The sequence below is a fragment of the Candidatus Sphingomonas phytovorans genome, from assembly GCA_029202385.1.
Lineage (GTDB): Bacteria > Pseudomonadota > Alphaproteobacteria > Sphingomonadales > Sphingomonadaceae > Sphingomonas > Sphingomonas phytovorans.
On sequence record CP119314.1, the window covers coordinates 1563407 to 1576219 of the forward strand.

The 12813-nt window shown below is 64.4% G+C and carries 10 protein-coding genes; 2 read left to right on the forward strand and 8 right to left on the reverse strand.

Features of this window, described 5'->3' with window-relative positions; translation table 11 throughout:
- Positions 1-22: 22 nt before the first annotated feature.
- Positions 23-1585, reverse strand: a complete 1563-nt coding sequence (locus P0Y59_07135) for a LytTR family DNA-binding domain-containing protein (protein ID WEK01443.1) — start codon at positions 1583-1585, stop codon at positions 23-25.
- Between the two features lie 86 nt (positions 1586-1671).
- Here P0Y59_07135 and P0Y59_07140 point away from each other — a divergent pair, with 86 nt between their 5' ends.
- Entirely contained in the window at positions 1672-2757 is a 1086-nt protein-coding gene (locus tag P0Y59_07140; protein ID WEK01444.1) for a serine hydrolase, read from the forward strand.
- Between the two features lie 37 nt (positions 2758-2794).
- Here P0Y59_07140 and P0Y59_07145 read toward each other — a convergent pair whose 3' ends face one another.
- The 7 genes from P0Y59_07145 to P0Y59_07175 all read right to left on the reverse strand — a co-directional run bounded on the left by P0Y59_07145 (position 2795) and on the right by P0Y59_07175 (position 11393).
- Entirely contained in the window at positions 2795-3532 is a 738-nt protein-coding gene (locus P0Y59_07145) for a TonB family protein (protein ID WEK01445.1), read from the reverse strand.
- Positions 3519-4778, reverse strand: coding sequence for a PepSY-associated TM helix domain-containing protein (locus P0Y59_07150; protein WEK01446.1), 1260 nt, complete (start codon positions 4776-4778; stop codon positions 3519-3521). Before P0Y59_07150 ends, P0Y59_07145 begins: the two co-directional genes overlap by 14 nt.
- 12 nt (positions 4779-4790) lie before the next feature.
- The gene (locus P0Y59_07155) at positions 4791-7268 is read right to left on the reverse strand and encodes a TonB-dependent receptor (protein ID WEK01447.1); all 2478 of its coding nucleotides are present in this window, start codon (positions 7266-7268) and stop codon (positions 4791-4793) included.
- A 197-nt stretch (positions 7269-7465) separates the two neighbouring features.
- Entirely contained in the window at positions 7466-8434 is a 969-nt protein-coding gene (locus tag P0Y59_07160; protein ID WEK01448.1) for a FecR domain-containing protein, read from the reverse strand.
- Between the two features lie 142 nt (positions 8435-8576).
- On the reverse strand, positions 8577-9092 hold the full coding sequence (locus P0Y59_07165; GenBank protein WEK01449.1) for a sigma-70 family RNA polymerase sigma factor: 516 nt from the start codon (positions 9090-9092) through the stop codon (positions 8577-8579).
- A gap of 114 nt (positions 9093-9206) precedes the next feature.
- Positions 9207-10244, reverse strand: a complete 1038-nt coding sequence (locus tag P0Y59_07170; protein WEK01450.1) for a cupin-like domain-containing protein — start codon at positions 10242-10244, stop codon at positions 9207-9209.
- A 72-nt stretch (positions 10245-10316) separates the two neighbouring features.
- Complete coding sequence (locus P0Y59_07175; protein ID WEK01451.1) at positions 10317-11393, reverse strand: LacI family DNA-binding transcriptional regulator; 1077 nt, start codon at positions 11391-11393, stop codon at positions 10317-10319.
- Between the two features lie 206 nt (positions 11394-11599).
- On the opposite strand from P0Y59_07175, the gene P0Y59_07180 reads away from it, so the two are divergent.
- Positions 11600-12799, forward strand: coding sequence for an endo-1,4-beta-xylanase (locus P0Y59_07180; GenBank protein WEK01452.1), 1200 nt, complete (start codon positions 11600-11602; stop codon positions 12797-12799).
- Positions 12800-12813 lie beyond the last annotated feature (14 nt).

Genomic DNA, 12813 nt, shown 5'->3' on the forward strand with positions numbered 1-12813 from the left:
AACGGCCTTGGGCAAGCCGAGGTTACCCCGTGGACACCTCGTTCGTCCCTAACAGAGCGACAATGCCCTTCCAGTAGGTACGTCCGATCGGGAGACGCGTGCCGCCGGCAAGTTCGATGGTCCGGCCGGTTCTTCCGGCCCGGTGGAGCACCGCGATCTTCTCTTGGTTGACTGCGTGGCTGCGATGGACACGGAGGAAACTGCCCGGCGCCAGGCGCAGGATCGTCGCGAGATTGATCGTCGCCAGCAACTCCCGCCCATCGACAAGATGGATGACGCTGTAATCGTCGTCCGCCTGCACATGAAGGATGTCGCGGAGCGCCACGCGTTGCTGCGAGCTCCCATTGGGAATGACGATAAGGTCTTCGCGCTGAGGAGACGCCGGCGCGACGAGTGTAATGTTTTCGGTGGGGCGCAGCGCCCGGACAGCCAACGGAATCTGCCACGCGAACAGCACGACAAAGATAAGGTAGTAAGTGAAATCGAGGAATTCCGGGCTTCCCGAAAGGGCCAGTGCGACGATGCAGCCAAGTGCCACCCGACGCGCATGCGCCGCCCCGCGCACCGTACCCGCGGCAGCCGAGACCAGCGCTCCCGACATGCCGGCGCGAAACGCCCATACCGCTTTTGCATCCCACCATGGCAGGAGCAGGCAGGCGCCCGCCAGCCCCAGCATCACCATCGCGAGGATCGCGACACGGGTCCGCCACCCGCGCACGAGGGAAAGCGCGGCGGCGGTCACGAGCAGGCCGGCCAGCGTCGCCAATCCGGCCAGCGCAGCCAGCCGCGCGAGTTGCCAGGGATAGGGATAGGCGAGTGCGAGCTTGCTGGTCTCGATCGCCGCCTGCAGCACTATCGTGCCGGCCAGAATCAGGAAGATCGCCGTGCCGCCGCCACGCCGGCGCCTGATCAGCCAGAGCAACAGGTTCGCGACAAACGCGAAGAGGAGCAGTCCTATGACGATCAGCGTCGGCAGATAATGGATCACGATGGTCCTGTCCGCGCCCTCGAACGGCCCGACCGACAGGTGATGGATCGGCCTTGCCACCGGTGCCCAGAGATGCTGCGCGGACAAACGGATCGCGACGATGTTCGGGCCAGGGCGCACCAGTTCCGGCGGTATCAGGACAACGGCATCGAACTGGCCCGGCGTTTCAAGCGCCCGGCTCTCACCCACCATGCCATTGCGGCCGATCAGCACGCCGTTCCAGCGCACCTCGGCACTCGCCATCGCCGTGATGTGGACGGCAAGCGGCATGTCGGATCGTCGGCGAACGCCCGAATAGACGGCCTTCAGCACGCTCATTTTCCCGGCCAGGGAAAGCGTGGAGACGTCGACCGGCCGGCACCGGTCGGAGGCCGGACAGGAGAACCAGTCGAGCCGCGGCGCCAACGCGGCCGGCGCCGGTCCCGGAGTCAGCACTGCTCCCATCAGCGCGGCCAGGCCGGCGACGATGAGGGCGAAGGCAGCGCGATACCCGCGCAGACGTTCACCGACTGCGATGGTCGTCCACCGAAAGTTGCTTGGTGCGTCGCGCGGTCCGGCGTCAGGCCCGGGGCTCGCTGATGAAGGGGTCCGCGTCATGGCGCTTCCTCCTCAGGCAAGCGGCATGATCTTGGCAAGGGACCGAAAGAGGCTCGACGATGAATTTACGAAGGACGAAAATGGGCGTGACGTCAGGATTCACCCGCCGGACCATGCTTGCCGGCGGGAGCGCCCTGCTGGCGAGCCGGGCGATGGCCGGATTCGCCCCGCGAGCCCTCGACATGCCGGAACCGGCGAGATCGATCATCGACGCAATGGTTCGCGATCACGGCTTTCAGGGTGTCGTCCTGCTAGGCCGGGGCGGAACTCCACGATTCTCCCACGCGGTCGGATCGGCCGATATCGCTCGCGGCACGACGATGACGGTCGCCACGCCGTTTCGGATCGCCTCCGTCTCCAAACGGCTGACGTCCGTGGCGGTCATGCGGCTCATCGAACGCAACCAGCTGGCTCTCGATGCACCAATCACCAGCTATCTGCCCGATTACCGCGCCGACACCGGTGCACGCGTGACCTTGCGCCGCCTCCTCTGCAACAGCAGCGGCGTGCCGAACCTCTTCCTTCCGGCGCTCCGCGCGGACTCGTTACTCGTGGCGGCCGAGATGCCAGTCTCCGAGGCAATCCGACGCTTCTCCTCAGGAGACCTTGCTTTCGAACCAGGGGCTCGGTTCGACTATGCAATGACCAACTGGTTCATCGTGCTCGGCATCATCGAAGCAGTGACCGGCATGACCTATGACGCCGCAATGCGTGTTCTCGTGACGGGGCCGCTTGGACTGACGGCAACCACGCTGGATCAGTCGCCCCGCACTGCCAGATCCTATCGCAGTGTTTCGCCTACCGTCGAATGGATCGACAGTTGCCCCGCCTACCGGGCGGCAGGCGGCGGCTATTTCAGCACGGCGCTCGACCTGCTCCATTTCGCCCACCGGGTCTATGATACAGGCTTCCTCTCGCCCGCATCCCGCTCGGCGCTGACCAGGGTGGAAATCGCCAGCGATTCCTACGCACTCGGCGGCCGCATCCGCCAGGTGCCGATCGACGGCAAAACTGTCGTCGCCGCATGGGAAACCGGCAATATCGCCGGGTATCGGTCAGTTCTCGGGCACCGGCTCGATGGACAGGGTTCAGTTGTGATCCTCAACAACACGGCGATATCGCAAAGGGCGATGGACGAATTCGCCGAAGCCCTGTTGCGGCTCCGGGTCTAATCAGACCCGGCCCGGTCCGTGGGTACCGGCCTACCGCCTATCGCATGAAGAATTCCACGGGCACGACCAGTTCGATCGAAGCGCCCGGCTTGTCAGCCGGTGGCTTGGGCAAGGGCTGTGCCCGTTTCGGCAGGGTGACCGCTTCCCGGTCGAGGGCATCGAAACCGGAACTGCGCTCCAGGCGTGACGACAGGACCCTGCCCTCCCTGTCCATCACGAAGCGGACATAGGGCACTCCCTGCTGGCGACGCGCCATCGCCGAGACCGGATATCGACGATTCTTGTTGAGATGGGCAAGCATCCGCCCCTCCCAGCTATCCGGTGCATTGCTCGACACCTGCGGTGCCGGCTGGGCCGGAATCGATCGGGGCGCCGCTGTCTCCGGCTCCTTGGGGCCGGGGTCTACTGGCTTCGGGACCGGGATGGGCACCGGCACACTCACATCTGCGGACGCCATCGTACGTTCCACCGGCTCGGCTCTCGGAGGCTCTGGCCGCTGCGCCTTCTTTTCGACCAGCTTCGGATTCTCCTTCGGCGGCGTTTCAGGCTGCGAGGCGAGCGGCAGCAGGGTCACAACCAATGGTGCGGACGGTGCAGGCAGCGATCGACGATGGTTGAACGTCAGGAAGATGCCTGCGAGAAATGCTGCACAGATCAGCGCCGTTCCAGCAAGCGCGAAGGCTCGCCGCGAGGCAGGCGGCGCATAGCCGTGACGGTGCGCCAAAGCCTCGCCATCCGGCATCGCAACCGCTGGGACCCGTTCACCCGGAAACATGAACTTCTTTCATCGTGCCGGGCTTGCGTCGTGCCATTCCAGGCGCCCGAGTGCGCGCGCCCTGCGCGATACGTTTCTTCCACCAGATCGTTATGCCGGTGATCGACAACAACGCCACGACGATGCCGGCGATGCAGATCAGGATGCGCCCCGCAATCCCTGCGACCTGGCCCGTATGTATCGGGAACATCAGGTCAGCGACCACATCGCCCGCCTTGCCCCCGCCGGCTCGCTCGACGAACAGGATGCGGCCATTCGTGCCGGAAACGAAAATACTCGAATCGCCGAAGCCGGGTTGATGCTTGCGACCGAAACGAACCATGTAGAGGCCTTGGTCACGCGCGGCATAGACTAGGCTGACCGGATCGAACCAGCCACGGCGCCTGGCCTCAGCTTGGGCCCTCGCGACAGCGACATCCCAATCTATAATCACAGAGGGCGTTACTGATGGCGCAGGCCTGTCCCAAATGCTCGGACTGGTTGGCAACAGCGCGGAGAGCGCCGGCCGGAACACCTCGGCGTTGAGGTTCAGGGCGACGCTCGACAATGCAATCAGGAACAGCACCGGCCATAGCCACAGGCCGGATGCGCGATGAAGATCAAGGTTGAGACGATAGCCGCCCGCGCCGCGCTTGATGCGCCATATCGGCCGCCATTTGGTCCAGAACGGTCCCCCGCGGGGCAAGGTGAGATAAAAGCCGAGGAAGCAATCCAGCATCCACGCGAGCGCTACGCCGCCCATCAGCCAGCTTCCCCAGATACCCGGCAGGTGCAGCGAATAATGGAGCGTGTAGAGAAATGGCATCAGGTGAGCGCGATCCAGCCGTGCCGCACCGCGCAACCGACGCCCGAGGATCGCACCATCCGCAGGGTCAACGAATATCTGGTTGTAGGCGGGTGCCTTCTGCGCTCCCGGTCGCTGACCGACATATAGGCTGACGCTCTCGCCCGGTGCGGCAGGGAGAACGATACTCGATACCGCCACGGTCGGATCAGCCCGCTCGATCCGCTCGACGATCCGTGACGGGGAAAAGGCCGGTCCCGAGACCTGCTCGACATGGAACAGGCTCGGGTTGAGCCAGGCGTCCAGTTCGGACTGGAATGCAAGCAGACTGCCGGTCAACCCGGCGATGATGAGGAAACCGGCCATCGCCAGCCCCACATAACGATGCAATGCCACCAGCAACGGCCGGGCACGTGCTGCACCGCCGCTGCTGCGGGCCCGATGAACGGCGGACGTTGCCACGAAACGGATCGATCAGAACCGGTAACGCAGGCGGGCCCATGCGTTGCGCGGGTCGCCGTAAGTGAAGCCGTTGTAGGCGCCCAGACCGGAGTAATAACTCTTGTCAGTCACGTTATCGACGTTGACGGACACACTCCACTGCTCGCTTATCCGATAGCTGGCGTTGAGATCGATCAGCACGAACCCGCCTTGGCGCACCCGGCCCAAGCCGTAGAGTTCATCATAATAGATGCCGCTCTGGTACCGGACGCTGCCACCCACAGTGATCGCGCTGAGCGGTCCCGGAAGAGCATAGCTGCTGTTGGCGCGGAAAAGATGGCGAGGATATTGGGTGTTCAGCAGCGCACCGTCCTGATCGCGCTTCTCGCTATAGGTATAGCCTGCCGAGACATTCCAGCCCGCCACAACCTCGCCCGCGACAGTGACCTCCACGCCCTTGCTCCGCGCGCCTTCTACCGCACGATAGGGCTGGCTGCCGTCGGGCAACAAGACGCCGCTGTCGTCAAGCACCGGGAGATTGTCTTCGACAATGCGGAACAGAGCGATCGACGTGTTGAGACGGCCGCCGAAATGCTCTCCCTTCAGCCCGATCTCGATATTACCGCCCCGGCGTGGCGCAATAATGCTGTTGCGACTGTCTCGCTCGCTGTTGGGCTGGAAGATGCTGGTATAGCTGGCGTAAGCGGAAATCTGGCTGGAAAGGTCGAAAATCGCGCCGGCATAGGGCGTGAAAACGCCATCCTCTCTCACGCCGCCGATATCGACATATTCAAGGCTTCCGCCGGCGCCGGCCGATCCGCTCCAGCTATTGTTCCTGTAGCGGGTGAGGCGACCGCCAAGCAGGATCGACAAGCGCGCCACCGGTTTCACGCGCAGCGACCCATAAATGGCCGTCTCTTGTATTTCGCCCCGCAATCCGCTGATCGGATAGATGAAGTCTCGCGGTGCTATCGTCCGCATGTCGAATATATCGTGCTTCGGGATGAAATCGTAAAAGCCGGGTCTCAGGAAAATGCCGCCTTCATTTCCGCGAAGTGACGACAATCGTGTCAGGTTGAAGTCGTAACGATTCACATTGGCCCCGATCACGATCCGATCATCGGCGCTGAAAATGCCAAGCGGTCCGGTCGCGTGGATATCGAAGGATTTGTTCGTACTCCGCGCCGGGTTCCCGAAAAGCGTTATCAGGCTCAGATTGTCGGTGGCCTCGATGTCGCTCGGATAGGAAGACACGTCCGCACCGGCCCGCTCGCGCTCATTGCGGACATAGCCGGCGTCAGCCTTCACCTGCCAGTCGTTGGCGAACCGATGTTCCAGCGTGACGAACGCCCGCTTCGTGGTCATGTCCCAAAACGACCAGGGCGCCGACAAATTGTAGGAGCGCGGAATAGGAATACGGGTACCATCATTGTAGAAGAGCGGATTCTGACCGAAATTGGCGCCCTTGATCGCTGTCTTCTGATATTCACCGCCAATCGACAGGACCGTCTCGGGCGTGATGTCGGCTTCGACGATGCCGTAGAGGACATCCTCCCGCTGGCTCCTGTCGTCGATGAAGCTGTCGCCGGCACGGTGCTGGCCCGACAGCCGAACCCGCAACGCGCCGTTCGCCGCGACCGGCCCGCCGATATCCCCTTCGATCGTGTAGCGACTCCATGAGCCGACCCCGACATTGAGATAGCCGGCAACAGTATCGCCCGGTCGCTTGCGGATGAGATTGATCGAACCGCCGGGTGACCCGACGCCGTTGAGCAACCCGGCCGCGCCGCGAAGTACTTCGACCCGATCATAGATCACCGTGCTGATCATGCTGACCTCGCCCGCCACCGACTGAAAGGCCAGGGTCGGTACGCCGTCGATCATCGGGCTCAGGTCAAAACCGCGTGAGGTGAAATAAACGCGCTCGTCGCTCCGATCGACGACGATACCGGGTGTCTGTTCCAGGACATCGTTGAGTGTGAGGAGATTCAGATCCTCGATCTGCTGGCGGGTGACCACGCTCACAGATTGCGGCGTCTCGCGCAGGGAGAGTGGCATTCGAGTGGCGGTGCTGGTCGAGCGCGTCGTGTAGGAGCCGGTGCCTTCCGTCTTCCCCGGATCGCGCCAGGTGGCATTGACCGCGTAGGGACCTGCATTCCCGCTTTCTCCCTCGACCCGCACCGGACCCAGTTGGATCGCGCCATCCGATGTCTGCGGAGCTTTCTCCAGCGCCACCGTCCGACTGTTGATCGACCGCCAGGTCAAACCCGTTCCAGCCAGGAGTCGGCCAAGCGCCTCATGCGGCGCGAAGGCCCCTAGGACAGGCTGCGACTGCAACCCGGCCAGCAACGCCGTGTCGACCGTCACCTGCATGTCGCCTTGATCGCCGAACGCCGTAAGCGCTGACGCAAGCGGTTGGGCCGGAATGTCGAAGCTGCGCGTCCCTGCCCTGTTCGAACGCTCCGGTTGCTGCGCATCTGCGGCCGTCAGACCGACAAAAGCGGTGATCACGGCCGATGCCATTAGCAGCGCACCCGTCGAACGGCGCGCACGCCTCCCCAAATCCCCCGAATTCCTCACTTGTCAGCCCTTCCGTCATCACGACATTTCTTGCTAGCGGTTTGCATTAGCAAGAGATCAGAGAGGAGACGGATGGGCGCGGCAAATCTTCAACGCCGTGCAAAAAAACTTTGAACGCGATGCGACCTTCAGGATGCGGAGACGAATATCAGCCATGGCGACACGCTGCGGACCCTGCCCGCGTGCGGCGCGACGACCGTCCGTAACGCCTCGACCGGATCGCGGACATCAAAGGCACCGGTCACACGACGATTGGCCAGTTCGCCGTCCGTGACGACGATCAAGCCGGCATAATAGGGTCGGAGTTGATCGACGATATCTGCTATCGTCGCGCCTTCAGTCAGCAGCTTGCCCCGCCGCCAGGGCGCGATGCTGCCGATCGCTACCACGCTGGAACTGGCCCGCCGTGCGCGACGATCGAACTGAAAATGATCGCCCGGGCGCATGACGCTCTCGCCCCGCACGTCGCCATGTGGATAAGTGGTCCGCACCGCCCCCTCGGCCAGCATTACGTCGACGACGCGATCCGTCATGCCGACGTCGAACTGCGTGCCCGTGACCGTCACTGTCACGTCCTCCGCCGTGACGTGGAAAGGTCTGGCCGGATCGTGCGCGACCTGGAAATAGGCACGACCTGCGAGCAATTTGACGCCGCGTCTGTTTGCACCGCCGTCGAGGGCGATGGCAGTACCGGTGTCGAGTTGCACCCTCGAACCGTCCGCCAGCGTCACCGTCCGGCTTTCGCCCGTCGCAGTCCGATAGTCCGCCTGCATTCTCAATTGGACCGACGGCGCGACGACGAGGGCGAGGCAAGCAGCCGCGGCGAGCGCCACGATACCCCACCGCCGGGCGGCGCGCGCAGGCCTGCCCCGGGTATGGCGTCTCACGTCCCTTGAACGAAAAACGGCTTGCTCTGCACCGAGCAGGCCCGTCAGCAACCAGACCTTTTCAGCAGCGGCCCAGGCCCGGGCGTGGTGCTCGCTACGATTCTTCCAGGCCACGACGTCCGTTGCCAGCGCCCTGTCGTCCGGCGTGGCTTTCAATCGAAGCAGCAGCTCCGCTGCCTCATCGAGCAGCGGATCGCGCGATGACGCCAACGGTGTGGCATCGCCGGATTGCGATGGTGGTTTGTGCGGCACTGGTTCGCCTGCTCCCCGATCCCCCTGATTCAACGGTGCCACCGCCTGCAGGAGTAAGACGTTCGAGCAGTGCAAATCTTCAAACGCGGCATGATGCCAGTCACGATCCGCTGTCCATCAGACGCTGCATGCAATGGGCTACCGCGTTACTGACAAGATTGTGCGCCGTCCCCTGCGAGATACCGAGCGAGCGTGCGATCTCACTATAAGTCTTGTCGTGGAACCGGTGCATCTCGAACGCGCGGCGCGCGCGTTCCGGCAACTCCTCCAGCGCCTTGAGCACCACGTTCAATTCATCGCGCTGTACAGCACAGGCTTCGGGATCGGCGCTCGCCGCTGGGGCAAGCGAGAGAATGGCGTCGGCCTCCTCGCCGCGCATCTCCGGCGCCAGGCGCCGCGAGACGTCGATCGCGAGGTTACGCACGACGCGATAGAGATAGGAGACTGGTTGAGCGATACCGCTCCGCTGTTCGATCGAAGCGCCCGTGAAGCGAAGCCATGCCTCCTGGACCACATCCTCCGCGCGCTCCCGATCGCCAACAATCGGCGCGGCATAGTCGATAAGGGCGTTGCGGTGGCTGAGATAGAGATCGAGCTGGTGGCGTGCTTCTTTCACTGCTCCCTCGATCCATTCGAGCCACGACGCGGCAGGCCCTGTGGCCAAACCGGCGCCGCCCTATGATAATTGCGAACGGTTATCAATTTAATCGCGAGATCATTCCTTCATGGCCTAGCCGCGCGAGGACAGCATCCCAAGGAGATAGGCACGAATCCGTTCGCTCCTTTCCTTGCTCGGCCCGCCCAGCACGCCGCGAACGGCTTCGGGCAGATGGTCGCCGGCATGGACCGCGCCCTCGCCGAAGACGAGATGGTCGAACCAGGCCCGCCATGCCTGCTTCTCCGCCAGCGGGAGATCGCGCACGCTCATCAGCGCGTGGATCATCGCCACGAAGGGGGTCGCTGACGTGTCATAGGCCCACCAGTAATTGACCAGCACGTTCAGCCGGTCGAACGCGCGGACATGGTGCCACCAGATCGCCGGGATGAAGAGCATGTCGCCCGGCCCAAGCTCGGCGACCTGGGCATGCCACAGCGCTTCGGCGAAGCGGGGGTAGCGCTCCAGATCGGGTTCGTCGGGGTCGACCATGCTGGCAGGAGGTCCCGCGAGCGTACGGTCGAGCGGCCCCACATAGAGGTTCGCGACCTGCTCCGGGGGAAACAGCGTGAAGCGCCGCCTGCCGGCCACGACCGCCGCGAGGTTCGGGGAGGCATCATAATGCGTCGCAACCCGCGTCGCGTTGCCGATCCATACGCGCGGCGTCGCCCCCGTCGCGGGCAGGTCCAGCGGATTCGCCTCGCTCCAGCCGGGCAGATGGTCAGGCGCCGCGGCGGCATTGGCATAGATTGCGGGCGGATTGGCCACGCCCTCCTCGGCGAGGCGAAGCAACTGCCCCATCAGCGCCCCGAGCGGCACCTGCTGGCGGACGAAGTTGAAGCCAGCCATATCGTCGCGGTAGAAGAAGCGGCCCCTGATCTCCGGCTGTCCGACCAGCACTTCCAGCGGCTTGCCGCCCGCGAAGCCCGCGACATATTCCGCCAGCGCCCGTTCTCCGCTCCTGCCCGCCTCGACCGCCGGCCAATGCGCCACCTGGCCGCGCAGCACGACCGGGGCATAGCTCGACGCGATCTCGCGAGCGAAGGTTTCGGCATCGACAGCCGCGCGTTCTGCGACGCGGGTCTCGGTGGCGGCTTTGACATCGACGGACATGTCGGCCTTGCTAGCTCCAACCGATGCTGCGCGCCACCGCGCAAAGGGCACCCTGTTACCGTTACCGGAAGTTCAGGCGGTATGCGCCGACCTTGAGGGCGGGCGGCGGCGCGGCGCGGCATCCGACTGGCGCCGGACCAGCGTGAAATCGAGCACGATGTGCTGCTGCCTGTCGTCGTTCGCCCGCGGGCGGCGAATCGTCGAGACGAGCATCTCCACGGCCGCGCGCGACATATCGGCGATCGGCTGATGAATCGTGGTCAGTTCAGGCCAGATCGCGGTGGCGAGCGTGGTATCGTCGAAGCCGCACACGGTCAGGTCGCCCGGCACATCAAGGCCGCGACGGTGCGCCACCGCGACGCAGGCCGCCGCCATGTCGTCATTGCTGGCAAAGATCGCCGTCGGCGGGTTCGGCACGTCGAGCAGCTTCTCCGCCGCATCAAGCCCTGACCGGTAGGTAAACAGGCCCTGCACGATCAGCGCGTCGTCGACGGGGATGCCCGCCTTTACCAGCGCATCGCGATAGCCGCGCAGGCGCTCGTCGCTGGCGGTCTGCTCCGGATTGCCGATGACGAAGCCGATGCGGTGATGACCAAGCGAGAGAATGTGGCCGGTCATCGCATGAGCCGCCGAATATTCGTCGATGCTGACCGCGTTCAGGTCCCCGGCCGGACGACCGCTGCCGACCAGGACGGCGGGTACGCCCTCCCCGGCGATGGTCTTGATCAGCTTGAGGGAATCGCACAGGGGCGAGGGCAGGATGAGCCCGTCGATCCCGCTGTCGATCAGATGCCTGGCGACTTCGATCTCATGGTCGCCCAGTTCGCATTTCTCGATGATCACCTGAACGTCGCTTCGGCTCGCCTGATCGAGGCTGCCGACCAGGAACTCGCTGAGATAGGCGGCGCTGGGGTTGCTGTAGAGCAGCCCGATCCGCACCGGCGCCGCGCCGGCCAGGCTGCGCGCGGCCGGATTGGGGGAATAGCTGAGCGCAGCGATCGCCGCGTTGACCGCGTCGCGGGTCGTCGGGCGGACATTGGCTTCGCCATTGATGACGCGCGATACGGTCATCGAAGAAACCGAGGCCATGCGGGCAACGTCTCTGATCGTGGGTGCCGTTCTGCGACGGCGGGAGTTCTTCTCGTTCACGGTACCGTCGGTCTCCTTCCGGTCGCTAATAGCTTATTATTTCAGTTTCGCACCATGTCCGCATGGCCACCGGACTTGCGGGTCGGAAGACGCTCCGCAACCGAGCGCCCGCAGACACTTCCCGGCCCTATTGACAAGGTTGGCCAAACGGCGATCATGATACCGCTATCAGGACCGAAGAGCCTGAAGCAGGAATGGAGGGGACGATGACTCGCATTTCGCGCCGCGAGGGCCTGATGATGGCAGCCGGAATGGTGCTCACGGCCTGCTGCGGCAGTGGCCCCTCTTCCGCCACCGATGCACCCGCCGGGCCGACACCCGCGCCCTCGCCAAGCCCGACAGCGCCTGCCGCATCGCTGAATGCCAGCGCCCGCGCCAGGGGCATGCGGTTCGGTTCGGCCTATGCCTGGAGCACGCCCGGCGCCGATCGCGGATCCTTCGCCAACCCGTCCTATGCGGCACTGCTCGAAAGCGACTGCGGTATCCTCGTTCCGGAGAACGAGCTGAAATGGCAATTCATCCGCCCAAGCGCGACAGCGTTCGACTTCACCCGCTTCGACGCGATGATGGCCTATGCCGAGAGCAAGGGGCTGGCGGTGCGCGGCCATAATCTGCTGTGGCACCAGCCAAAATGGATGCCGGCCTGGGCGGAAAGCCACGATTACGGCCCCAATCCCGCGATCGAGGCAGACCGGATCCTGACCGATCATATCCGTACCGTCTGCACCCGCTACGGCACGAAGATCGGCAGCTACGACGTGGTCAACGAAGCGGTGAATCCGGCCGACGCCAGCCTCTACGAAACCGCGCTGTCGCGCGGGCTGGGCGGCGCGACAGCCACGCTCGACCTCGCCTTCCATACGGCCCGCGCCGCCGCGCCGCACGCTCAGCTCGTCTACAACGACTATATGAGCTGGGAGCCGGGCAACGCAAACCACCGGGCCGGGGTGCTTCGCCTGCTGGAGGGGTTCAGGACGCGCGGCACGCCGGTCGACGCGCTCGGCGTGCAATCGCATCTCATCACGCAAGGGACCGACACCGGCACCAGCGTCTCCGCGCAGCAGACGGAATGGCGCCGCTTCCTCGATCAGGTGGTGGCGATGGGCTACAAGCTGCTGATCACCGAATTCGACGTGCGCGACAACAACCTGCCCGCCGACATCACCGCGCGGGACCGGGCGGTGGCCGAGTATAGCCGCGCCTATCTCGACGTAATGTTCGCCTATCCGCAACTGTCCGATGTTCTCGTCTGGGGCATGTGCGACCGGTATAGCTGGATCGAGGGGTTCGAACCGCGCAGCGACGGGGCGAAGCGCCGCCCCTGCCCCTATGACGGCGATTTCAAGCCAAAACCGATGCGCGCCGCCTTCGCCGAGGCATTTGCGGCGGCACCGGCACGACCCTGACGCGAGCCGCGTAA